The organism is Variovorax sp. 770b2, from assembly GCF_900115685.1.
Lineage (GTDB): Bacteria > Pseudomonadota > Gammaproteobacteria > Burkholderiales > Burkholderiaceae_C > Variovorax.
Genome location: NZ_FOXJ01000001.1, coordinates 2,586,893 through 2,607,664, shown reverse-complemented (window position 1 = coordinate 2,607,664; position 20,772 = coordinate 2,586,893). Strand labels below are relative to the sequence as shown.

The window sequence follows — 20,772 nt, the reverse complement described above, 5'->3', positions numbered from 1 at the left end:
CTGAAAACTCAATCTGTTCGCTCGGGCTGCGCGTCGGGCAGGGCACGTCGCCGGTACGACCCCGGCGCACCGCCCGTCCAGGTCTTGAAGGCCCGCTGGAAGGCCGCGCTGTCCGCGAACCCCAGCTCCTCGGCCAGCGCCGCGAGCGGCACGGTGCTGGTGTTGAGCCGCACGATGGCCAGGTCGCGCCGCAGCTGGTCCTTCAGCGACTGGAACGACGTGCCCTCCGTCGCCAGGTGCCGCTGCAGCGTGCTGACCGACATGTGCAGGCTGCCCGCCGTGGTCGCCAGGTCGGCCCACGCGGGCCGGTTCTGCTGCAGCACCGCGCGCACCTTCGCGCTCACGGCCTGCTCGGCCAGCCGGGGCAGGATCACGTTGGCGGGCGACGCCGCGAGAAAGACCTGCATCGCCTGCGCGTCGCGGTGCACCGGCGTGGCGAGCGCGCTGCTGTCGAACCACACGGCCGACAGCGGCTGGCCGAACTGCAGCGGGCCGGGAAACACCTTGGCGTAGCCGTCGGCATAGGGCGGCAGCTCGAAGCCGAAATCGAAACGCCGTGCCACCAGCCGGCCGCCGTGCAGCCATGCAAAGAGCCGCCAGTACACCCGCAGCATCAGCTCGTGCAGGAAGTTCTGGTGCGTCGCCTGCGGGTTGTTCAACCGGATGCCGAAACCGGCGAGCTGGCCTTCCCGCAGCGGCACCAGCGTGAGGTCGTCCTGCAGCAGGCTGAAGGTGTGGGCCACGCGGCGCAGCGCCACTTCGAAGGTCGGCGCGCCCAGCGTGGAGCGCAGCATCAGCGCGAAGCTGCCGCAGCGAAGGCGCCGCGTGAGGAAGCCCAGCGTCTCGTCGTCCATGCGCTGCATCAGCAGCGCGAAGAGGGCCACGTACTGCTCGCCCGTGACGCGCGCGCCCACCTCCTGCAGCAGCGAGGGTGCGATGCCCGCATCTTCCAGCGCCGTGTCGATGCACACCGCCGCCTCGGCCCCGCGCGCGCGAACGCCCGAGAGCATGCCCTGCACGAAGGCAATCGGAATGGTGATGGGCGGTTGCAGCATGTGTCGGTGGATTGACGTTTTCTGCCATGCGATCGAAGCGAACTGCAATCGCCGGGCCGTGCGGGGATTTCTACCATGCCACTGCACAAGAACCAGACGGAGACAAACCCATGTACATGACCCAAGGCCTGCACCGCGCCGTGCAGCAACGCCCCGACGCCATCGCGGTGCGCTTTGCCGGCCGCGCCCGCAGCTTTCGCGACTTTGCCGAGCGCGTCGCGCGCCTGGCCGGCGCGCTCCAGGGGCTGGGCATGCAGGCGGGCGACCGCGTTGCCATGCTGTCGCTCAACTCCGACCGCTACCTGGAGTACCAGATGGCGGTGCCCTGGGGCGGCGGCGTGCTCAACCCCTGCAACATCCGCTGGTCGCCCGCCGAGATCCTCTACTCGCTGGAAGACTCGGGCTCGACCATCCTCCTGGTCGACGAGACCTTCCGCGGCGTGGTCGAGCAGATGCGCACCCAATCGAAGAGCCTGCGCGAGGTGGTCTATTGCGGCGACGGCCCCGTGCCGGCCGGCATGCACAGCTACGAGGGGCTGATCGACGCCGCCTCGCCGGTGCCCGACGCCGTGCGCCGCGGCGAAGACCTGGCCGGCATCTTCTACACCGGCGGCACCACCGGCTTTCCCAAGGGCGTGATGCTCAGCCACATCAACATCTGCAGCTCGGCGCTGGCGGCGCAGGCCGAGGGCCTGGCACCGGACGGCGGCTGCTACCTGCATGCGGCGCCCATGTTCCACCTGGCCGACATGGGCCTGGCCACGCCGCACTGGTTTGCCGGCAATACGCACGCGATCCTGCCGATGTTCACGCCCGAGGGCGTGCTCGACGCCATCGAGCGCGACCGCGTGACCAGCCTGCTGCTGGTGCCCACCATGATCCAGATGCTGGTGGACCATCCCGCCATGCGCAAGCCGCGCGACCTGAGCAGCCTGAAGGGCATCACCTACGGTGCGTCGCCGATTTCCGAGGCCGTGCTGAACCGCGCCATGGAAGCCTTCCCGGGCGTGGACTTCGTGCAGGCCTACGGCATGACCGAGCTGTCGCCCATCGCCACGCTGCATCCGGCCTTCTTCCACACGGCCGAGGGCCGCAAGACCGGCAAGCTGCGCTCGGCGGGCCGTGCCAGCGTGTGCATGGAAGTGCGCATCGTCGATGGCGACGGCACCGAGGTGCCGCGCGGCACCGTGGGCGAAGTGGCGGTGCGCGGCCCCAACGTGATGCAGGGCTACTGGAACAAGCCCGAGCAGACCGCCGCGGCGCTGCGGAACGGCTGGATGCACACCGGCGACGGCGCCTACATGGACGCGGATGGCTTCATCTTCGTGGTCGACCGCATGAAGGACATGATCATCAGCGGGGGCGAGAACGTGTACTCCGCCGAGGTCGAGAACGCCATCAACCAGCACCCCGCGGTGGCGGCGTGCGCGGTCATCGGCATCCCCAGCGAGGAGTGGGGCGAGTCCGTGCATGCGGTGCTGGTGCTCAAGCCCGGGCAGGGCATCCAGCCCGAGGATCTGATTGCACACTGCAAGACCCTGATCGCCAACTACAAGTGCCCGCGCAGCGTGGCCGTGGTCGAGGCGCTGCCGCTGTCGGGCGCCGGTAAGGTGCTCAAGACGAAGCTGCGCGAGCCCTTCTGGCAGGACCGGCAACGCAGCGTGGCCTGACATTTTTCAACACCGGATTTCAAGGAGACCTTCATGAGTCAAGACGTCTATGTGGTCGGGGTCGGCATGATCCCCTTCACCAAGCCGGGCGCGAACCAGCCCTATCCCCAGATGGCCGCGCACGCGACGAACGCCGCGCTCAAGGACGCCGGCATCGGCTACGAGCTGATCCAGCAGGCCTACGTGGGCTACGTGTACGGCGACTCCACCGCCGGCCAGCGCGCGCTGTACGAGGTGGGCATGACCGGCATCCCGGTCGTCAACGTCAACAACAACTGCTCCACCGGCTCGACCGCGCTCTTCCTCGCGCGCCAGGCCGTGGCCAGCGGCGCGGCCGACTGCGTGCTCGCGCTGGGCTTCGAGCACATGAGCCCCGGCGCGCTGGGCGCGGTGTTCAACGACCGCCCGAGCCCGTTCGACAACTTCGAGAGCATCACCGACGAGCTGGTCGGCAACGAGCAGGTGCCGCTCGCGCTGCGCTACTTCGGCGGCGCGGGTCTCGCGCACATGCAGCAGTACGGCACGCAGATGTCCACCTTCGCCAAGATCCGCGCGAAGGCCAGCCGCCATGCATCGAACAACCCGGTCGCGCTGTTCCGCACCGTCGTCACCGAGGACGAGGTGATGGCCGCGCCCGTCATGTGGCCCGGCGTGATGACCCGGCTCATGGCCTGCCCGCCCACCTGCGGCGCGGCCGCGGCCATCGTGTGCTCGCCGCGCTTCGCCGAGCGCCACGGCCTGGACCGCAGCGTGCGCATCAAGGCGCAGGCCATGACCACCGACCGCGCCGTGACCTTCGAGAGCCGCGACATGCGCGAGGTGGTCGGCTTCAGCATGGCGCAGGAGGCTGCGCAGAAGGTGTACGACGCGGCCGGCGTCGGCCCGCAGGACATCGACGTGGTCGAGCTGCACGACTGCTTTGCGCACAACGAGCTCATCAGCTACGAGGCGCTGGGCCTGTGTCCGGTCGGCGGCGCGGAGAAATTCGTGGTCGATGGCGACAACACCTATGGCGGCAGGGTGGTGACCAACCCGTCGGGCGGGCTGCTGTCCAAGGGGCATCCGCTCGGGGCGACCGGGCTTGCGCAGTGCACGGAGCTGGTCCAGCAGCTGCGCGGCACCGCGGACAAGCGGCAGGTCGAAGGCGCGCGCATGGCGCTGCAGCACAACCTCGGGTTGGGCGGCGCCTGCGTGGTCACGCTCTACGAACGCGTCTGAGGCCCCCGGCATGATCGACAAGAAATGGATCGGGCACGAGCTGCCCGCCTCGGTGCTCCCCATCGAGCGCACGCGGCTGCAGTTCTTCGCCAAGGCCATCGGCGAGACCGACCCGGTCTACACCGATGCCGCCGCCGCACGTGACGCCGGCTACGCGGACCTGCCCGCGCCACCCACGTTCCTCTTCGCGGCCGAGCTGGACTCGGGCGCATCGAACCAGCTGCTCGACGACCTGCAGATCCCGCTGTCCAAGCTCCTGCACGGCGAGCAGAGCTTCAGCTACCACCTGCCGGCGTGCGTGGGCGACACGGTGACGGTGCGCTCCACCATCAGCGACATCTACGACAAGAAGAACGGCGCGCTCGAATTCGTCGTGAAGACCTCGCGCGCCACCAACCAGCGCGACGAGCTCGTGGCCGAGTTGCGCACGGTGATCGTGTGCCGTCACTGAAGGGAGAACGCGCAATGACCAACGCCACCTACGACAGCATCCAGATCGGCGACGAGTTGCCCGCACTGCAACTCCCCCCGGTCAACCGCAGCGCGCTCGCGCTCTTCGCGGGCGCCTCGGGCGACCACAACCCGATCCACATCGACACCGATTTCGCGCGCAAGGCCGGCATGCCCGACGTGTTCGCGCAGGGCATGCTGGGCATGGCCTGGCTCGGGCGGCTCCTCACGCAGTGGGCACCGCAGTCGCAGTTGCGCCGATTCGACGTGCGCTTCCAGGGCATCACGCACCTGGGCCATGCGGTGCGGTGCACCGGCCGCGTGGTCGAGAAGCTCGAGCACAACGGCGAGCGCTGCGTGCGCGTCGAGGTGCTGAGCGCCAACCAGTACGGCCAGGCCCGCATCGCCGGCGAGGCACTGGTGGCGCTCGCCTGAACGATTTCAAAGAAACAAAGAAACAACGAAAGAAAAAACAACATGGCACTCAAGCTCGAAGGCAAGGTCGCCCTCATCACCGGCTCGGGCCGCGGCATCGGCCGCGCGATCGCGCTCAAGCTCGCCTCGGAAGGCGCGCGCATCGTGGTCAACGACCTCGATGCCGAGCCCGCCGAAGAAACCGTCCAGGCCATCCGCGCGGCGGGCGGGCAGGCCGTGGCCTGCACCGGCAGCGTGTCGGCACCGGACTTCGCCGAGCGCTTCATCGGCACCGCGGTGAACGAATACAAGGGCCTGGACATCATCGTGAACAACGCGGGCTACACCTGGGACAGCGTCGTCCAGAAGATGACCGACGAGCAGTGGTACGCGATGATCGACGTGCACCTGACGGCGCCGTTCCGCATCCTGCGCGCGGCGCAGCCGGTGATCCGCGCGCTCGCCAAGGCCGAGGGCGAGGCGGGGCAGCGCGTGGTGCGCAAGGTGGTCAACATCTCGTCGGTGGCCGGCCTCTTCGGCAATGCCGGCCAGACCAACTACTCGACCGCCAAGGCCGGCATCGTCGGCATGACGCAGACGCTCGCGAAGGAGTGGGGGCGCATGAACGTCACGGTCAACTGCGTGGCCTTCGGCTTCATCCAGACCCGGCTGACCGCGAGCACCGCCGAGGCGGCCACGGCCCACATCGAGGGCCGCGAGATCAAGGTCGGCGTGAACCCCGGGCTGCTCGCGATGATGGAGCAGTCGATTCCGCTCGGCCGGGGCGGCACACCCGAGGAAGCGGCCGGCGCGGTGTACCTGCTGTGTGCGCCCGAGTCGGACTACGTGAGCGGCCAGACGCTGATGTGTACCGGCGGCCTGACAGGCATCTGACATGAACGCCGTCGAAGGCATTGCCTGGAGCGTGCAGGACGACATCGGCCGCATCGTGCTGCAGCGGCCCGGGAGCGCGAACGCGCTGACATCGGCGAGCGCCCGGGCCCTGGTCCGCGCCATCGACGCGGTGCTCGAACAGAAGCCGCGCGCCATCCTGCTGACCGGGGAGGGCAAGGCCTTCTGCGCGGGCGGCGACATCGACGAGTTCGTGGCGGCCGGCGAGCGATTGCCGGAACTGGTGAACGAGATTCTCGATGGGCTTCATCCCGCGTTGCTGCGTCTCGCGACGGGCCCGGCGCCGCTGGTGGTTGCCGTGAACGGGCCGGCCGGCGGCGCGGGCGTGGGGCTCGCGCTGTGCGGCGACTTCGTGCTCGCGGCGGAGTCGATGAAGCTGCGCACGGGGTATGCGGCGATCGGCCTCTCGCCCGATGCGGGCGCCTCGTACTTCCTCTCGCGCCGCGTGGGACCGGTGCGGGCGCAGCAATGGCTGATGCTCAGCGAGCCTATCGACAGCCAGCGTTGCCTGGCGACGGGCGCGGTCGATGCGGTGTATCCGGATGCCGGGCTCGCAGCGGCGAGCGAAGCGCTTGTGGCGCGGCTGGCCGCCGGTGCGAGCGCGTCGTTCGCGGGCATCAAGGCCCTGTGCGGCGGCGCGCCGGGCCGGCCGATCGAGGAACACTTCGCGATGGAGCAGAAGCTCTTGCACGAGCGTGCGGGCAGTGCGGATGCGCGCGAAGGCGTGGCCGCCTTCGTCGAAAGGCGCGCGCCGCGCTTCACCGGCCGCTGAGGCGCGGCGCCACCGCGGCGCATGCAAGAATTGCCGTGGCCCTTTTGCCTTGCGCCCAGACCACGGAGTCCTCTTGAGTCTTGTCTCCACGACCTCGCTCCGGTACTTTGCCGAAGTCGTTCGCGCCGGCTCGATCAGGGCGGCGTCCGAGAACCTGTATGTCGCGGCCTCCGCCATCAGCCGGCAGCTGTCCATGCTGGAAGAATCGCTGGGCGCGCCCTTGCTGGAGCGGCGCCAGGGGCGCGGCAAGGTCAAGCTCACCGCGGCCGGCGAGATCCTGATGCGCTATCACAAGAACGTCGTCAAGGAGTCCGGGCGGCTGCACTCCGAGATCGAGGCGCTGCAGGGTCTCAAGCGAGGCCATGTCAACTTCGGCATGCCCGAATCGCTCACGCGCGACTTCATGCCGCAGTTCTTCGCCGGCTTCTCCAAGCGCTATCCGGGCATCTCGTTCAGCGTGAAGGTCAGCGGCAGCCCCACGCTGGCCGAGATGCTGCTGGAAGACGACCTGGACGCGTGCTTCACCTTCGGCGACATCGCGTTCCAGGACATGTCGGTGGTCTATTCGCGGCTCTTGCCGCTGTACGTGCTGGTGCCCAACGGCCATCCACTGGAAGGCAGCAAGTCGCTGCGGCTTTCCAGCTGCGCCGAGTACGGGCTGTCCTGGCTCGATTCGTCGCTGTGGGCCAGGCAGCAGTACGACGAGATGCTCGCCAAGGCGAAGATCCGCCCGCGCATCGCGCTGGAGACCAACTCCTACGAGCTCATGCGCAACGTGGCGGCCGAAGGCATGTGCCTCACCTTCACGACCGTGCCGCTGGAAGACCCGTTCGGGCGTCCCAGGGCCGGCTCCTACGTGCCGCTGAAAGACCCGCGGGCCCGGCCGCAGCGCCTGGCCCTGAGCGTGCACAAGGGGCGCAGCCTGCCGATTCCGGTGGCCGCTTTCCTGTCGGAGCTCACCGCCGCACTCGAGTCGGCCGAACAGTTGGCCGAACCACGGGCCCCGCGCGGCCGGCCCGCCAAGTGAGGCACGCGCCGCACGGCCGTCCGGTCAACCGGCGGCCAGCTCCGCGGGCGTCTTGTACTTCTGCACCGCCGCGAACCGGCGCACCAGGTAGTCGCCCGACTTGATGGGCGCGTGCCGGGGTTCGCCATCGGCGGGCGCGAACTCGGGCAGGCACGCCACGGGCGTGTCGTAGTCCAGGTTGAAGAAGGTGGGAATCGAGTAGCGCTCCCTGCCCGTGCGGTTCGCCACGCGGTGCGGGTTGGACACGTACACATCGTTGGTCCACACCTTCACCAGATCGCCCAGGTTGACGACCAGCGTGCCTTCGACATAGGGCGCGGCCACCCACTCGCCACCGCGCGTGCACAGCTCCAGCCCGCCGATGGGGTCTTGCGCCAGCACGGTCAGCATGCCGTAGTCGGTGTGCGCGGCGGCGCCCAGCTCCAGGTTGGTGAACGACTCCTGCGGCGGGTAGTGAAAGAGCCGCGACTGCACCATCGGCTTGGTGGCGTACTGCAGGAAGAAGCCTTCGTCCTGGCCGACGGCCGAGGCGAAGATCTTCAGCAGGCTGCGCCCCAGCGCGATGGTGGCGCTGAAGTACGCCATGGCCGCGGGTTCGAGCCAGGGCTTGTCCGCGGGCCAGCGGTTGGGGCCGTGCAGCGGCAGGCCGTTCGCCACATCGGGGTCGGTGAGCGGCAGGTCCATGCCCAGTTCATAGCTCTCCTTCAAGTCCGGCTTGTGGCCCGGGTGCTGCGTGACGCCCATGGGCATGAAGCCGCGGCGAAAGCGCTCGTCGATGCGGTCCTTCAGGCGCTCTTGCATCGGCAGCGACATGTAGCGGCGGGTGGCGTCGAACACCGCGTCGATCACGGCCTGCGGCACGCCGTGGTTCTTCACGTAGAAAAAGCCGGTGTTGGTGCAGGCGGCCTTGAACTGCTCGACCACCGGCCCGATCGGCCCGCCGGCCAGCCACGGGCCCAGGTCGAGAATCGGCATCTCCTCTGCGGAGGCCCTGCGGGGTGCCTCCAGCTTCTGTTCTTCCTGGGTCATTGCGTTGCTCCTTCGTATGGGTTGGGTTGTTGCTTCATGTGCCGCGGGACAGGTCGGTGAACGCCTCGGCCCAGAACACCACGCGCCGCGCAATCGCCTTCACCAGGCCGTGCAGCACGATGCCGATCGCCGAGAGCACGATGAGGATCGCGAACATGCCCGCCGCATCCATCGAGAAATTGCGCTGCAGGATGAGGTAGCCCAGGCCGGCCTGCGCGCCCACGAACTCGCCCACGATCGCGCCGATCACGGCCAGCACGATGCCGATGTCCAGTCCCGCGAACACATACGGCAGCGCATGCGGCAACCGCACCATGCGGAACACGTGCCAGGGGGAGGCCGTGAATGCGCGCATCAGGTCGATCTGGTCCCTGGGCGCCGAGCGAAGCCCCACGATCGTGTTGGCGAGCACCGGAAAGAAAACGATGGTCGCGGTGATCACCACCTTCGAGGTGGTGTCGAAGCCGAACCACAGCACGAACAGCGGCGCCACGGCCACCTTGGGCACGGTCTGGAACGCGACGACGTAGGGGTAGAGCACCAGTTCGAGCAGCGCGCTCTGGCCGATCAGCGCGCCCAGCAGGAACCCCGCGAACGCGCCGAGCGCGAAGCCCGCGAGGATCTCGTAGAGCGTCACCCACAGGTGCGGCCACACCTCGCCCGACTGGAAGACCTCGTAGATCGAACGGGCCACGCCCACGGGCCCGGGGAAGATCAGGTGCGACACGCCCAGCGCGCTCACCACGAGTTGCCAGGCGGCCACCACGGCCACGAAGACCGCCACGATCAGCGCCTTGCGCCGCGCGGGAGTGAGCCACGGGGCGGGCGGTTCGAAGTCGATGTTCTCGATGTTCTCGATACTTTCGGCGGTCGCGGTGTTCATCCGTCGAGCCCTCCACTGGCGTTCAGGTTGCTGCGGATGTCGCGCACGTGGCTGCCGAATCTCTCGGTGTTGATGAGCTCCAGCGTGCGGGCGGATGGCAGGTCGACGTCGATGACCTTCGTGACGCGCCCGGGCCGTGGCGACATGACGATCACGCGGTCGCCGAGGAACACGGCCTCCGGAATGCTGTGCGTCACCAGCATGATCGTGGCGCCGGTGCGTTCGCGCAGCTTGAGCAGTTCCACGTTCATGGTCTCGCGCGTCATGGCATCGAGCGCGCCGAAGGGCTCGTCCATCAGCAGCAGCATCGGGTCGTTGACCAGCGCGCGCGCAATGCCCACGCGCTGCTGCATGCCGCCGGAGAGTTCGCCGGGGTACTTGGTCTCGAAGCCTTCGAGGCCCACGAGGTGCAGGTAGTGCAGGGCGCGTTCGCGCGCGACCTTGGGGTCGCGTCCCTGGATTTGCGCGGGCACCAGCACGTTGCCCAGGATGTTGCGCCACGGCAGCAGCACGGGCGACTGGAACACCACGCCGATGTCGCGGCTCGGCCCGCTGTGGCGCCGCCCGCCGAGCTCGACCGTGCCGCGGCTCGCGCGCTCCAGGCCCGCCAGGATGCGCAGCAGCGTGCTCTTGCCGCAGCCGCTCGGGCCGACCACGGTGACGAACTCGCCGCGCGCGACGCTGAAGCTCACGTCGTGCAGCGCGATCACATCCGCGCCGTCCTTCGAGCGGAAGGTCTTGTGCAGGCCTTGAAAGCGGAATGCCGGCACGGCACCCGATGCCTCGTGCAGCGTCGTTCGCTTTACGGGGAATTGGACCAGCGCGCTCATGCCGCCGCCTGTTGCTCGCCGCGGGCGAGGGCGACCCACGCATCGACGGCGCGGACCGCGGCCGAACGCTGCTCGGGCGTGATGAAGGCGGCCTCGAAGCTGTTGAGCGCTAGGCTCGCCAGGTCGTCGCGCCCGAGGCCCAACGCCTCCTGGCATGCGAGGTAGTTGTCGTTGACGTAGCCGCCGAAGTAGGAGGGGTCGTCGGAGTTGACGGTCACGCACAGGCCCGCGTCCATGAGCCTGCGCAGCGGATGCGCGGCCATCGAGGGCACCAGCCGCAGCTTCAGGTTGGACAGCGGGCACACCGTGAGCGGAATGCGCCGTTGCACCAGCTGCGCGACGAGCGCGGGGTCGTCCAGGCAGGCATTGCCATGGTCCAGGCGCTGAACCTGCAGCAGTTCGACTGCTTCGCGCACATACGCGGCCGGGCCTTCCTCGCCCGCATGCGCCACCACCTTGAAGCCGCGCTCGCGGCAGCGGCGGAAGAACTCGGTGAACTTCGAGGGCGGGTTGCCCACCTCCGCACCGCCGAGGCCGAAGCCCAGCAGCCGGTCGTACCAGGGGTGCAGTTCCTCCAGCAGCGCGAGCGCCTCGTCCTCGCTGCGGTGGCGCTGCACGACGACGATCAGGCCCGAGCTGATGCCGTCCTCGGCCTGCGCGGCGTCCATCGCGCCGAACACGCCCTCCATCACCGCGGCCAGCGGCACGCCGCGGCTGGTGTGGCCTTGCACGCCGAGGAACATCTCCGCATGCAGCACGCGATCGGCATGGGCGCGGCGCAGGTAGTCGCGCGTCACGTCGTGGAAGTCCTCGGGCTGAACGAGCACGCGGCAGCCGTCGTAGTACAGGTTCAAAAAGTCCTGCAGGTCGGTGAAGCGGTAGGCCTCGCGCAACTCGTCCTCCGTCTGCCAGCGGATGGCCACGCCATTGCGCCGGGCCAGTTGCAGGAAGAGCGCGGGCTCGATCGAGCCTTCGATGTGCATGTGCAGTTCGGCCTTGGGCAGGCCCGCCACGAATTGCGCGGGTGTCATGTCACAGCCCCTTGCAGGCCTTGGCGGCCTCGACAATGGCGTTGCGGTCGAAGCGGTTGATGGCTTCGACGAAGCCGGGCTTCAGGTAGAGCATCGACTCGGCCGGCAGCGTGCGCTTGATCAGGCCGTCCTTGAGCATCACGTCCTGCATGCGGCCGTAGGCGGCCGGGCTCATTGCGCCGATCAGCGTGCCGCCGTTCATGGCCTGTGCGTCGGCCATGGTCTGGAGTTGCGTCTGCAGAAGCGCAAGGTCCCATCTGGCCAGCGTGGCCTCGTCGGCGCCCGTGGGTTTGGTGCTGGCGAAATTCTTCCAGTGGAGCTGGCGGGCGCACTCTGGATTGGTCTGCGCGAACAGCGTCGCCTTGGCCGCGCCGCGCGCGATGGCCTCGACCATCGCCGGGTCGGCGTCGATGGTCTTCTGCATGGTGGCGAAGGTGAAGTCGGGCAGCGAGCGCCACGTCGGATCGAACAGCACGCGCATGTTCGCGCCCGCATTCTGGAAGCCGGTGAGCGCGGAGCCCCAGAACATCAGCGCCTGCACGCGGCCCGCGCGCATCGCCTCCAGCGCCGGCGCGCCGGCACCGGTGGCGATGATCTGCACCTCGGTGTCGGGGTTGATGCCGTTGGCGCGCAGGTACCCCTTGAGCAGCGGCATGCCGCCCGTGCCCAGGCTGAAGATGCCGATCTTCTTGCCCTTGAGGTCCGCCACCGTCTTCACGGGGCTGTCCTGCGGCACGCCGATGCCCCAGTCGATCACGCCGGTGCCCATGACCCCGCGCACGGCGACGTTGTTCTCGGTGTTGGCCTGGATGAGGCCCGTGGAGTTGACCTGCGCGAAATCGACGCCGCCGGCCACCATCTGCTGGATGCCTTGCAGCGAGCCGCCGGTGGTGACGATCTTCACGTCGTAGCCCTCGGCCTTCCAGTAACCCAGGGCGATGGGCAGCGTCAGCCAGGGGTAGGTGACGTTGACCACCTGCGTGCCCAGCGCGATGGTCACGGGCTTGAGCGGCTTGGTCTGGGCCCCTGCCATGCAGGCCGACAGCAGGAGCCCCAAGGTGGCAAGTCCCGCGGCAAGGCGGGCGAAGGCGGATTTCAGGTGGAGGGACATGGACGATCCTGTGGTGCTCGGATCGCTGCGAGAGTAGTCCCGGAAACCAATCGCTTTGGATCAATATTCCGTCAATATTGTTCTGATTTTTCGCACATTGTCGGAACGGGTCCGCCCGCCGTTCCGGTGCATGCAGCGCCGCGTGGCGCAGCCGTTCAGCCGCCCGGCACGCGCGCCGCGCCCAGCATCTCGTGCGTGTCGTGCGCCATCACCGCAAGGAACGCCAAGAGGCCGATGTAGTAAACGCTGTACGTCACGCGCGTCTCGGTGGAGACGGCGTAGTACTGCTGGTTGGCCGGGTCCTTCGGGTCGTACTTCCAGGCCCGCATCACCTGCGGCGCGGCAAGCACCGCGACCAGGATCAGCATCGGGCTCGGCCGCCAGAAAAACAGGGCCGCGAGTACCGGCACGCCCACCAGCCACACGCGCGGCGTGAGCACCGCGGTGATGCGCCCGCCATCGAAGGGCGAGAGCGGAATCAGGTTGAAGAGGTTGATGAAGAAGCCCGCGTAGGCCAGCGCCAGCAGCAGGCGGCTGTCGGATTCGCGCGCCACGAAATAGCAGGCCAGCGCCGCGAGGCTGCCCAGCAGCGGGCCGCCGAAGCCGACCCAGGCTTCGGTCTCCACGTCGTGCGGCTGGTCCTTCAGCTCGATCCATGCGCCCACGAACGGAATGAACGTGGGCAGCCCGACATCGAGGCCGCGCTGTTTCGCCGCGAGGTAGTGGCCCATCTCGTGAATGAGGATGAGCGCCACGAAGCCCGCCGCATAGCGCCAGCCGAACACGAAGGCATAGGCCACCACCGACAGCAGCATCGTGCCGCCCGAGAGCAGCAGCTTGCCCAGCTTGCCCGCGCTCAGCAGGACCAGCAGCAGCTTGACCATGGCCCGCTCTTCAGGCCTCGGGGTTCTTCTTCTTGAAGATCTTCGCCACGCCCCAGATGGCAGCGCCGCCGGCCACGACCGCGATCTTCGCGAACTTGGCCAGGAACGCCAGCGCGAGCGCGAACAGGCCCAGCTTCTTCACGGCAACGCCGGCCACCAGCGCGGCCAGGCCGTAGGCGGCGACCTTGTCGGTGGACGAATTGAAGTCCGCGTACTTCTTGCCGTCGTCGTACTGCAGCGCGCCCAGGAGCTTGGCGGCGTCGGGCTTGTAGGTGTCCAGGTCCTTCGCGTTGGTGATGAGGTTCAGGCTCAGGTAGCCCTCGCGGCCCAGCGCATAGGTGTTGTAGTTGACGCCTTGCCTGTCACCCGTGTCGCCCTTCTTCTTGGAGAGGGCCGACCACACCAGGCGGTGCGTCTGCGCCTCGTACTGCGGCTTCTGCGCCCAGCCCGTGACCTCGATGCCCGGGATGCCGCGCTTGGCGCGCTCCTCGTTCGCGGCCTCGGTGCCTTCCTTCAGGCTCTTGAGCAGGTCGTCGGCGTTCCAGTCCTTCGCGTCGTCGTCCTTGATGTAGCCGTCTTTCACGAACTTGACGACGGCCATCCAGTCGGCGTCGTCGGCGGGAAAGATCGCGCCGATGAAGGTGTCGTCGGTCCGGTTGCCCATGCTGTGCATGAGCTGCGCGGCCGCGGGCGTGGGCACCCAGATGTAGCCGGCCGGCAGCTGCAGGTGGGCCTGGTCGCGCAGCGTGATGTCGGCGGGGCCGGCCTTCTGCACGGCCTTGGCGGCCTTGAAGGCGGCTTCCTGTTCGGCTTCGAGCGAGTTCGCTGTGGAAGCGGCCGTGGCCGGGCTCGTGGAAGTGGCAGGGGATGCGGCGTTGCCGGTGTTGGTGGCCGCCAGGGCGCACGCGAGCAGCAAGCCGGCCGTCAGGCGGGCAGTATGAATACGCAAGTTCTCTCTCCTCGGTTGTTGTCGGTTTTTGTGAGACGCGAGGAGTTTATCGGCGCACTTGCCGAGGCCCAACAGTGCGTTTTCAGGGCCAGGGCGTGGGCGGCGGAATTTCGCACACCGGCTCGACATCGATGCTCTTGAAGTCCGCCGGCGAGACGATCTCCAGGTACTCCATGTCGGGCGAGTAGTCGAACAGGAAGTGCCGGATGCCCGGCCGCTGGTGCACCACGTCGCCGGCCTCGACCAGGGTTTCCTTGTCCTCGTACATGAAGCGGGCCCAGCCCTTGACCATGATGACGATCTGGAAGTCCGCCTCGTGGCGGTGCCAGCCGGTGCCCGTTTCCGGTGCCATGTTGGCCTTGACCAGATGCGCGATCACCTTGCCGTTGGTGGCCTCGGCCACGCCCAGGTCGCGGTACAGGAAGAAATCGCGCAGCCCCCCCGGAACGAACTCCGTGTCACCGGGCTTGACGTGCGAGAACTGGGTGGCGGTACGGTCCAGCATGGGGCGCTCCTTCGCAGGTGGTTGTGTTGCGCCGCAGCACGCATAAAGCGTTCCTGTTCGTGGGAGCTTTTGTTTGTGGCCAGGCATTCGTGACTTTCTCCCGGTCCACTTGACGCTCCCGCACCCCCTTCCCATACTCAACCGCATGGTTCACCCCGCCGCTCCTGCCGAAGCCGCGACGCTCGATGCCGTCTTCGCCGCGCTGTCCGACCCGACGCGCCGCACCGTGCTCGAAACCCTGGGCGAGCGCAGCCTCAGCATCACCGAGCTTTCCGGGCCGCACGGCATGTCGCTCACCGGCTTCATGAAGCACCTGCGCGTGCTGGAGAACGCAGGCCTCATCTCCCGCACGAAAGAGGGCCGCATCGTGCGCTGCGAGCTGTCGCCCCGGCCGCTGCAAGAGGCGGCCGTGTGGCTCACGCGCTACGAGAAATTCTGGACCGGGCGCCTCGATGCACTGGCGCGCTTTCTCTACCACCAGGAGGAGACCGAATGGCAAAACCTGCCGACCGAAAAACAGAAAAAACAGAAAAAGAGCGCCCCTCGCTCACCCTCCGCCGGCACTACCGCGTCGCGCCCGAAAAGCTCTGGCGCGCGTGGACCGACCCGCAAGCGCTGAGGCTCTGGTTCGGCCCCGCCGAAATCGTCTCGGTGCCGCTCGTGGACATCGACCTGCGCGTGGGCGGGCGCTTTCGCGTGACGATGCTCGCCGACGACGGCCAGACGCACGACGTGAGCGGCACCTACCTGGAGATCGTGCCGAACCGCAGGCTCGTCTTCAGCTGGGCCTGGCGCAGCACGCCCGAGCGCGAATCGCGCGTCACCCTGCAGATCGAGCCCGATGGCGATGGCTGCGAACTCGTGCTGATGCACGAGCAGTTCTTCGACCAGGCCGCGCGCGACAGCCACAACCACGGCTGGAGCGGCGCCCTCGTGAAGCTCGAACAATGGCTGGGCGGCGCGACGGCATGAGCGCACCGGTCGCCGACACCGTCGATGCGATCTACCGCGCCGAGTCGCGCCGCATCTTCGCCACGCTGGTGCGCCTGCTCGGCGACTTCGACCTCGCAGAAGAAGCGCTGCACGATGCCTTCCGCAGCGCCCTGGAGCAATGGCCGCGCGATGGCGTGCCCGCGAACCCGCGCGCCTGGCTGGTGTCGGCGGGGCGCTTCAAGTCCATCGACGGCATCCGCCGGCAGGCGCGCTTCACCGCGTGGGACGACGCGGCCGAGCACACCGCGGCCCTCGCCGATCCCGCCCCGGCATGGGACGACGCCACCGAAGACCTCGAAGACGACCGCCTGCGCCTGGTCTTCACCTGCTGCCACCCCGCGCTCGCGCCCGATGCGCAGGTGGCACTCACGCTGCGCGAGGTCTGCGGCCTCGCCACCGAGGAAATCGCCCGCGCCTTCCTCGTGCCCGCGCCCACCGTCGCGCAGCGCATCGTGCGCGCCAAGGCCCGCATCCGCGATGCGCGCATTCCGTACCAGGTGCCTTCGCTGGCCGAGCTGCCCGAGCGGCTCGACGCGGTGCTGTGCGTGGTCTACCTCGTGTTCAACGAAGGCTATGCGGCCTCGTCGGGCGAGAGCGTCACGCGGGCCGATCTCTCGGCCGAGGCGATCCGGCTGGGCCGGCTGCTGGCCGACCTGCTGCCCGACCCCGAGGCGCTCGGCCTGCTCGCGCTGATGCTGCTGCACGACTCGCGCCGCGCAGCGCGCACCTCGACCGAGGGCGAGCTCGTGCTGCTCGATGCGCAGGACCGCCGCCTCTGGCATCGCGCGCAGATCGAAGAGGGCGCCGCGCTGGTCGAGCGCGCGCTGCTGTCGCGCCGCTTCGGCCCCTACGCGCTGCAGGCCGCCATCGCCGCCGTGCATGCCGAAGCGAAGGAGGCCGCCGCCACCGATTGGCCGCAGATCGTCGGCCTCTACGACGTGCTGCTGCGCCTGGACCCCTCGCCCGTGGCCGAACTCAACCGCGCCGCCGCCATCGCCATGCGCGACGGGCCCGCGGCGGGGCTGGCGTTGATCGATGCGCTGCTCGCGCGCGGCGAGCTGGCCGACTACCACCTGGCCCACGGCGCCCGCGCCGAGCTGTGCCGGCGCCTCGGGCGCATCGGCGAGGCACGCGCCGCCTACGAGCGCGCGCTGTCGCTGGCGCGGCAGCTGCCCGAGCGGCAGTTCCTGGAGCGGCAACTGACCCTGCTGCACCTCAAGTAGATTTTTCCGACGCAAGTTGTGCCGGGCCTGTCGATTTCCGCGCTCGCCAATCGACCAGTGGTGTCCACATTCCCTCTTCAAGGAGATACCGCCATGAAATACCTCTGCCTCGTTCACTACGACGAAGCGGTGATCGACACGATGCCGCCCGAAGAACTCAAGGCCCTGGGCGAGGAGTCCAGCGCCTACGACCGCGCGCTCGAGCGGGCCGGCCACTACATCGCCTCGAACGCGCTCGAACCGGTGAAGACCGCCAAGGTCGTGCAGGTGCGGGGCGGCAAGCGCTCCCACGTCGATGGCCCTTACGCCGAGGCGCGCGAGCAGCTGGGCGGCTTCATCCTCATCGAGGCGCGCGACCTCAATGCCGCGATCCAGCTGGCGGGGCGCATTCCCATGGCGCGCTACGGCGCCATCGAGATCCGGCCTGTGGAAACCCTCGAAAGGAGAGCGGCATGAGGTACCTCTGCATCATCTACGGCACCGACGGCGAGACGGCGCACTTCTCTCCCCGCGACATGGACCACTACGTGAACGAACACCTCGACTACGACCAGGCCCTTCAGGCCCGCGGCAAGCTCGTCGCCTCCGAGGCGCTGCAGCCCGCCGAGACGGCGACCGTCGTGCGCATGCGCCGCAACAAGCTCTCGGTCACCGACGGCCCCTTCGCCGAAACCAGCGAATACCTGGGCGGCTTCTATCTGGTCGAGGCGGACAGCGACGAAGAAGCGCTCGAACTCGCGGCCGGCATTCCGTCCGCGCGCTTGAGCAGCGTCGAAGTGCGGCGCGTGAAGGGCAGCACGCGCGGCGCGGAGCGAACGCCGTGAGCGGCGCGCCGCCCGCGACGCCGCCTGCCCGCGCCACGGTGCGCGAATGGACCGGCCTGGCCGTCATCGCGCTGCCGTGCATGCTCTATTCGATGGACCTCACGGTGCTGAACCTCGCGATCCCCTCGATCAGCGAGGAGCTCAAGCCCACCGCCTCGCAGCTGCTGTGGATCGTCGACATCTACGGCTTCTTCGTGGCGGGCCTGCTGGTCACCATGGGCACGCTGGGCGACCGCATCGGGCGGCGCCGGCTGCTCTTGATCGGCGCGGCCGCGTTCGGCATCGCCTCGGTGCTGGCGGCGTTTTCCACCAGCGCGAACATGCTCATCGCCACGCGCGCGCTGCTCGGCGTGGCGGGCGCGACGCTCGCGCCGTCGACGCTCTCGCTGATCCGCAACATGTTCCTCGACCCGGCGCAGCGCACCGTGGCCATCGGCGTGTGGATCTCCAGCTATTCGGCCGGCGCCGTCATCGGCCCGGTGCTGGGCGGGGTGCTGCTGCAGTTCTTTCCGTGGGGCTCGGTGTTTCTCATCGGCGTGCCGGTGATGGTGCTGCTGCTGGTGCTCGGGCCGCTCCTGTTGCCCGAGTACCGCGACCCCGGCGCGGGGCGGCTCGACCTGGCCAGCGTGGCGCTGTCGCTGGGCGCGGTGCTGGCGGTCATCTACGGCATCAAGCAGATCGCCGAACACGGCCCGGACCTCGTGCCGGCGCTCTCGATCGCGGTGGGCGCGGCGCTCGGCTGGGTGTTTGCGCGGCGGCAGAAGCGCCTGGCCCATCCGATGATCGACCTGCAGCTGTTTCGCCTGCCGGCCTTCACCGTTTCGCTCGCGGCCTACATGCTCGCGTGCTTCGTGATGTTCGGGCTTTTTCTCTACAACGCCCAGTACCTGCAGCTGGTGCTGGGCATGTCGCCGCTGCACGCGGGGCTGTGGAGCGTGCCGGGCGCGGGCGCTTTCATCGTGGGGTCGATGGTCGTGTCCGCGCTCGTGCGGCGCATGCGCCCGGCCTACGTGATGGGCGGCGGGCTGGCCGTGGCGGCAGTGGGGTTCGCGATGCTCGTCGCGCTGCCCGCGTCCGCCGCGCAAGGCGGACTGGCGTGGCTGGTGGCCAGCGCGGTCATCTCGTCGCTCGGCCTCGCGCCGGTGTTCACGCTGGCCACCGACGTGGTCGTGGGCAGCGCGCCGCCCGAGCGGGCCGGCGTGGCCTCGGCCATTTCGGAGACCAGCTCCGAATTCGGCGGCGCGCTGGGCATCGCGATCCTCGGCAGCATCGGCGCGGCGATCTATCGCAGCGCGATGGCCGATGCGGTGCCCGCGGGGTTGGCGGGCGCGGCTGAAGTGGAGGCGGCGCGCAGCACGCTGGGCGGCGCGGTGGCGCTGGCCGGGCAACTCACGGGCAGCGCGGGCGCCGAACTGCTCGATGCGGGCCGCGCCGCGCTGCTGCACGGCCTGCGCCTCGTGGCCGGCATCTGCGCCGCGGTGCTGCTCATCGTGGCCGGCCTCGTCGCCTTCCGGCTGCGCGGGGCCGGCGAGGCCAATGCCCCTCAGACACCGGGTGCCGCCGCATTGCCGGAGCGCTGACGAACACCCATACTGGGGCTTCCACGACGAGACCACCGGAGCCTCCCATGAGCAACGAACTGCGCAAGAAGCTGCACGACCTGGCCGAACTCTGCGAGAACACCACCGATCCGCAGACCAAGGCCATCATCGAGGCGATCCGGCTGCAGACGGCCGTGCTGAACGAGCGGCTGTTCTCCATCGAGCTGCAGGTGGGCGCGCTCACCAAGCGCCTGGAAGGCGCCTCCGAAAGCACGGCCTCCTGAGGGGGCCGCCGCTTTGTAGGGATAATCCCGGCCATGAGCGGCAACACTTTCGGAACACTTTTCGCGGTCACCAATTTCGGCGAATCGCACGGCCCGGCCATCGGCTGCGTCATCGACGGCTGCCCCCCGGGCATGGCATTGAGCGAGGCGGACATCCAGGGCGACCTGGACCGCCGCCGCCCCGGCACCAGCCGCCACGTCACCCAGCGCAACGAGGCCGACGCGGTGCAGATCCTCTCCGGCGTGTACGAGGGCAAGACCACCGGCACCCCCATCGCCCTCCTGATCCAGAACACCGACCAGCGCAGCAAGGACTACGGGCAGATCGCCCAGCAGTTCCGCCCCGGCCACGCCGACTTCACCTACTGGAAGAAATACGGCATCCGCGATCCGCGCGGTGGCGGGCGCTCCTCGGCGCGGCTCACGGCGCCCATGGTGGCGGCCGGCGCGGTCGCCAAGAAGTGGCTCGCTGAAAAGCACGGCATGGTGTTCCGCGGCTGCATGACGCAGATCGGCGAAATCGCCATCCCCTTCGAGAACTGGGATCACGTTCCCCACAACCCCTTCTTCGCCCCCATCGCCGACGTGAGCGAACTGGAGGCCTACATGGACCGCCTGCGCAAGGCTGGCGATTCGTGCGGCGCGCGCATCCGCGTCACGGCAACCAACGTGCCCATGGGCCTGGGCGAGCCGCTCTTCGACAAGCTCGATGCCGAAATCGCCTACGCGATGATGGGCATCAACGCGGTGAAGGCGGTGGAAATCGGCGCCGGCTGGGACAGCGTCACCCAGCGCGGCACCACGCACGGCGACTCGATCACGCCGACCGGCTTCGTCACCAACAATGCGGGCGGCATCCTGGGCGGCATCAGCTCGGGGCAGGACCTGGAGGTGAGCATCGCGATCAAGCCCACCAGCTCGATCATCAGCCCGCGCCAGTCGATCGATATCCACAACAACCCCGTCGAGGTGGTCACCAAGGGCCGCCACGACCCGTGCGTGGGCATCCGCGCGACCCCCATCGCCGAGGCCATGCTCGCGCTGGTGGTGATGGAGCACGTGCTGCGCAACCGCGCCCAGTGCGGCGACGTGCAGACCGACGCCCAGAAGTCCGAGGCCGCGTCGGCCGCGTCCCCGCAGGCGTCTTTCCTCTAGTGCCTACCCCGC

Annotated in this window: 23 protein-coding genes and 1 pseudogene; 15 read left to right on the top strand and 9 right to left on the bottom strand. The window is 68.8% G+C overall.

Translation table 11 applies throughout. The features are described 5' to 3' along the window. Positions 1-8 precede the first annotated feature (8 nt). Positions 9-1,055, bottom strand: a complete 1,047-nt coding sequence (locus BM133_RS11970) for an AraC family transcriptional regulator (RefSeq protein ID WP_093433950.1) — start codon at positions 1,053-1,055, stop codon at positions 9-11. A gap of 110 nt (positions 1,056-1,165) precedes the next feature. Between BM133_RS11970 and BM133_RS11965 the strand changes: the two genes are divergently transcribed. The 7 genes from BM133_RS11965 to BM133_RS11935 all read left to right on the top strand — a co-directional run bounded on the left by BM133_RS11965 (position 1,166) and on the right by BM133_RS11935 (position 7,518). Further along, on the top strand, positions 1,166-2,725 hold the full coding sequence (locus BM133_RS11965) for a long-chain-fatty-acid--CoA ligase (protein ID WP_093433949.1): 1,560 nt from the start codon (positions 1,166-1,168) through the stop codon (positions 2,723-2,725). Between the two features lie 33 nt (positions 2,726-2,758). Further along, on the top strand, positions 2,759-3,943 hold the full coding sequence (locus tag BM133_RS11960) for a lipid-transfer protein (protein WP_093433947.1): 1,185 nt from the start codon (positions 2,759-2,761) through the stop codon (positions 3,941-3,943). 10 nt (positions 3,944-3,953) lie between these two features. Continuing rightward, entirely contained in the window at positions 3,954-4,394 is a 441-nt protein-coding gene (locus tag BM133_RS11955) for a MaoC family dehydratase N-terminal domain-containing protein (RefSeq protein ID WP_093433946.1), read from the top strand. Between the two features lie 14 nt (positions 4,395-4,408). Further along, positions 4,409-4,828 carry a MaoC family dehydratase gene (locus BM133_RS11950; RefSeq protein ID WP_093433944.1) on the top strand — a complete coding sequence of 140 codons (420 nt, stop codon included), beginning with the start codon at positions 4,409-4,411 and terminating at the stop codon, positions 4,826-4,828. A gap of 42 nt (positions 4,829-4,870) precedes the next feature. After that, the gene (locus tag BM133_RS11945) at positions 4,871-5,701 is read left to right on the top strand and encodes an SDR family NAD(P)-dependent oxidoreductase (RefSeq protein ID WP_093433942.1); all 831 of its coding nucleotides are present in this window, start codon (positions 4,871-4,873) and stop codon (positions 5,699-5,701) included. 1 nt (position 5,702) lies between these two features. Further along, positions 5,703-6,491, top strand: coding sequence for an enoyl-CoA hydratase/isomerase family protein (locus tag BM133_RS11940; protein ID WP_093433941.1), 789 nt, complete (start codon positions 5,703-5,705; stop codon positions 6,489-6,491). A 73-nt stretch (positions 6,492-6,564) separates the two neighbouring features. Further along, positions 6,565-7,518, top strand: a complete 954-nt coding sequence (locus BM133_RS11935) for a LysR family transcriptional regulator (protein ID WP_177224787.1) — start codon at positions 6,565-6,567, stop codon at positions 7,516-7,518. A 24-nt stretch (positions 7,519-7,542) separates the two neighbouring features. Here the strand turns inward: BM133_RS11935 and BM133_RS11930 are convergent, their stop codons facing one another. The 8 genes from BM133_RS11930 to BM133_RS11895 form a co-directional block, all read right to left on the bottom strand. Beyond that, positions 7,543-8,547, bottom strand: a complete 1,005-nt coding sequence (locus BM133_RS11930) for an isopenicillin N synthase family dioxygenase (RefSeq protein ID WP_093433938.1) — start codon at positions 8,545-8,547, stop codon at positions 7,543-7,545. A 34-nt stretch (positions 8,548-8,581) separates the two neighbouring features. Continuing rightward, positions 8,582-9,430: an ABC transporter permease gene (locus BM133_RS11925; RefSeq protein ID WP_093433936.1), complete on the bottom strand. Its 849-nt coding sequence runs from the start codon at positions 9,428-9,430 to the stop codon at positions 8,582-8,584. Continuing rightward, positions 9,427-10,260 carry an ABC transporter ATP-binding protein gene (locus BM133_RS11920; RefSeq protein WP_093433935.1) on the bottom strand — a complete coding sequence of 278 codons (834 nt, stop codon included), beginning with the start codon at positions 10,258-10,260 and terminating at the stop codon, positions 9,427-9,429. Before BM133_RS11920 ends, BM133_RS11925 begins: the two co-directional genes overlap by 4 nt. Continuing rightward, complete coding sequence (locus BM133_RS11915; RefSeq protein ID WP_093433933.1) at positions 10,257-11,291, bottom strand: adenosine deaminase; 1,035 nt, start codon at positions 11,289-11,291, stop codon at positions 10,257-10,259. The genes BM133_RS11920 and BM133_RS11915 overlap by 4 nt, the downstream gene beginning before the upstream one ends. Before the next feature lies 1 nt (position 11,292). After that, positions 11,293-12,402: an ABC transporter substrate-binding protein gene (locus BM133_RS11910; RefSeq protein ID WP_256219153.1), complete on the bottom strand. Its 1,110-nt coding sequence runs from the start codon at positions 12,400-12,402 to the stop codon at positions 11,293-11,295. 155 nt (positions 12,403-12,557) lie between these two features. Continuing rightward, positions 12,558-13,286, bottom strand: coding sequence for a site-2 protease family protein (locus tag BM133_RS11905; RefSeq protein ID WP_093433932.1), 729 nt, complete (start codon positions 13,284-13,286; stop codon positions 12,558-12,560). Between the two features lie 10 nt (positions 13,287-13,296). Continuing rightward, complete coding sequence (locus tag BM133_RS11900; RefSeq protein ID WP_371286336.1) at positions 13,297-14,202, bottom strand: DUF2167 domain-containing protein; 906 nt, start codon at positions 14,200-14,202, stop codon at positions 13,297-13,299. A 115-nt stretch (positions 14,203-14,317) separates the two neighbouring features. Then, positions 14,318-14,740, bottom strand: coding sequence for a cupin domain-containing protein (locus BM133_RS11895; protein WP_093433929.1), 423 nt, complete (start codon positions 14,738-14,740; stop codon positions 14,318-14,320). Between the two features lie 145 nt (positions 14,741-14,885). On the opposite strand from BM133_RS11895, the pseudogene BM133_RS35745 reads away from it, so the two are divergent. The 8 genes and pseudogenes from BM133_RS35745 to aroC all read left to right on the top strand — a co-directional run. Then, positions 14,886-15,086: pseudogene (locus tag BM133_RS35745) on the top strand (ArsR/SmtB family transcription factor); the annotation flags it as partial. Positions 15,087-15,232: 146 nt separating this feature from the next. Further along, entirely contained in the window at positions 15,233-15,712 is a 480-nt protein-coding gene (locus BM133_RS11885) for an SRPBCC family protein (RefSeq protein WP_093433926.1), read from the top strand. After that, positions 15,709-16,956, top strand: coding sequence for an RNA polymerase sigma factor (locus BM133_RS11880; protein ID WP_093433924.1), 1,248 nt, complete (start codon positions 15,709-15,711; stop codon positions 16,954-16,956). Before BM133_RS11885 ends, BM133_RS11880 begins: the two co-directional genes overlap by 4 nt. Positions 16,957-17,049: 93 nt before the next feature. Then, entirely contained in the window at positions 17,050-17,412 is a 363-nt protein-coding gene (locus BM133_RS11875) for a YciI family protein (protein ID WP_093433923.1), read from the top strand. After that, positions 17,409-17,780 (top strand): YciI family protein, encoded by a 372-nt coding sequence (locus BM133_RS11870; RefSeq protein ID WP_093433921.1) that lies wholly within the window; start codon positions 17,409-17,411, stop codon positions 17,778-17,780. Before BM133_RS11875 ends, BM133_RS11870 begins: the two co-directional genes overlap by 4 nt. An 80-nt stretch (positions 17,781-17,860) precedes the next feature. After that, positions 17,861-19,360, top strand: a complete 1,500-nt coding sequence (locus BM133_RS11865; protein WP_371286335.1) for an MFS transporter — start codon at positions 17,861-17,863, stop codon at positions 19,358-19,360. A gap of 47 nt (positions 19,361-19,407) precedes the next feature. Then, positions 19,408-19,605: a hypothetical protein gene (locus BM133_RS11860; protein ID WP_093433918.1), complete on the top strand. Its 198-nt coding sequence runs from the start codon at positions 19,408-19,410 to the stop codon at positions 19,603-19,605. A gap of 33 nt (positions 19,606-19,638) precedes the next feature. Beyond that, entirely contained in the window at positions 19,639-20,760 is a 1,122-nt protein-coding gene (aroC, locus tag BM133_RS11855; RefSeq protein WP_093433917.1) for a chorismate synthase, read from the top strand. The last annotated feature ends 12 nt before the right edge of the window (positions 20,761-20,772 follow it).

Bases quoted from the DNA above. Each gene is read 5' to 3' on its own strand.
- BM133_RS11970 (WP_093433950.1), bottom strand. From the start codon at position 1,055: ATGCTGCAACCGCCCATCACCATTCCGATTGCCTTCGTGCAGGGCATG.
- BM133_RS11965 (WP_093433949.1), top strand. From the start codon at position 1,166: ATGTACATGACCCAAGGCCTGCACCGCGCCGTGCAGCAACGCCCCGAC.
- BM133_RS11960 (WP_093433947.1), top strand. From the start codon at position 2,759: ATGAGTCAAGACGTCTATGTGGTCGGGGTCGGCATGATCCCCTTCACC.
- BM133_RS11955 (WP_093433946.1), top strand. From the start codon at position 3,954: ATGATCGACAAGAAATGGATCGGGCACGAGCTGCCCGCCTCGGTGCTC.
- BM133_RS11950 (WP_093433944.1), top strand. From the start codon at position 4,409: ATGACCAACGCCACCTACGACAGCATCCAGATCGGCGACGAGTTGCCC.
- BM133_RS11945 (WP_093433942.1), top strand. From the start codon at position 4,871: ATGGCACTCAAGCTCGAAGGCAAGGTCGCCCTCATCACCGGCTCGGGC.
- BM133_RS11940 (WP_093433941.1), top strand. From the start codon at position 5,703: ATGAACGCCGTCGAAGGCATTGCCTGGAGCGTGCAGGACGACATCGGC.
- BM133_RS11930 (WP_093433938.1), bottom strand. From the start codon at position 8,547: ATGACCCAGGAAGAACAGAAGCTGGAGGCACCCCGCAGGGCCTCCGCA.
- BM133_RS11925 (WP_093433936.1), bottom strand. From the start codon at position 9,430: ATGAACACCGCGACCGCCGAAAGTATCGAGAACATCGAGAACATCGAC.
- BM133_RS11920 (WP_093433935.1), bottom strand. From the start codon at position 10,260: ATGAGCGCGCTGGTCCAATTCCCCGTAAAGCGAACGACGCTGCACGAG.
- BM133_RS11915 (WP_093433933.1), bottom strand. From the start codon at position 11,291: ATGACACCCGCGCAATTCGTGGCGGGCCTGCCCAAGGCCGAACTGCAC.
- BM133_RS11910 (WP_256219153.1), bottom strand. From the start codon at position 12,402: ATGTCCCTCCACCTGAAATCCGCCTTCGCCCGCCTTGCCGCGGGACTT.
- BM133_RS11905 (WP_093433932.1), bottom strand. From the start codon at position 13,286: ATGGTCAAGCTGCTGCTGGTCCTGCTGAGCGCGGGCAAGCTGGGCAAG.
- BM133_RS11895 (WP_093433929.1), bottom strand. From the start codon at position 14,740: ATGCTGGACCGTACCGCCACCCAGTTCTCGCACGTCAAGCCCGGTGAC.
- BM133_RS11885 (WP_093433926.1), top strand. From the start codon at position 15,233: ATGGCAAAACCTGCCGACCGAAAAACAGAAAAAACAGAAAAAGAGCGC.
- BM133_RS11880 (WP_093433924.1), top strand. From the start codon at position 15,709: ATGAGCGCACCGGTCGCCGACACCGTCGATGCGATCTACCGCGCCGAG.
- BM133_RS11875 (WP_093433923.1), top strand. From the start codon at position 17,050: ATGAAATACCTCTGCCTCGTTCACTACGACGAAGCGGTGATCGACACG.
- BM133_RS11870 (WP_093433921.1), top strand. From the start codon at position 17,409: ATGAGGTACCTCTGCATCATCTACGGCACCGACGGCGAGACGGCGCAC.
- BM133_RS11865 (WP_371286335.1), top strand. From the start codon at position 17,861: ATGCTCTATTCGATGGACCTCACGGTGCTGAACCTCGCGATCCCCTCG.
- BM133_RS11860 (WP_093433918.1), top strand. From the start codon at position 19,408: ATGAGCAACGAACTGCGCAAGAAGCTGCACGACCTGGCCGAACTCTGC.
- aroC (WP_093433917.1), top strand. From the start codon at position 19,639: ATGAGCGGCAACACTTTCGGAACACTTTTCGCGGTCACCAATTTCGGC.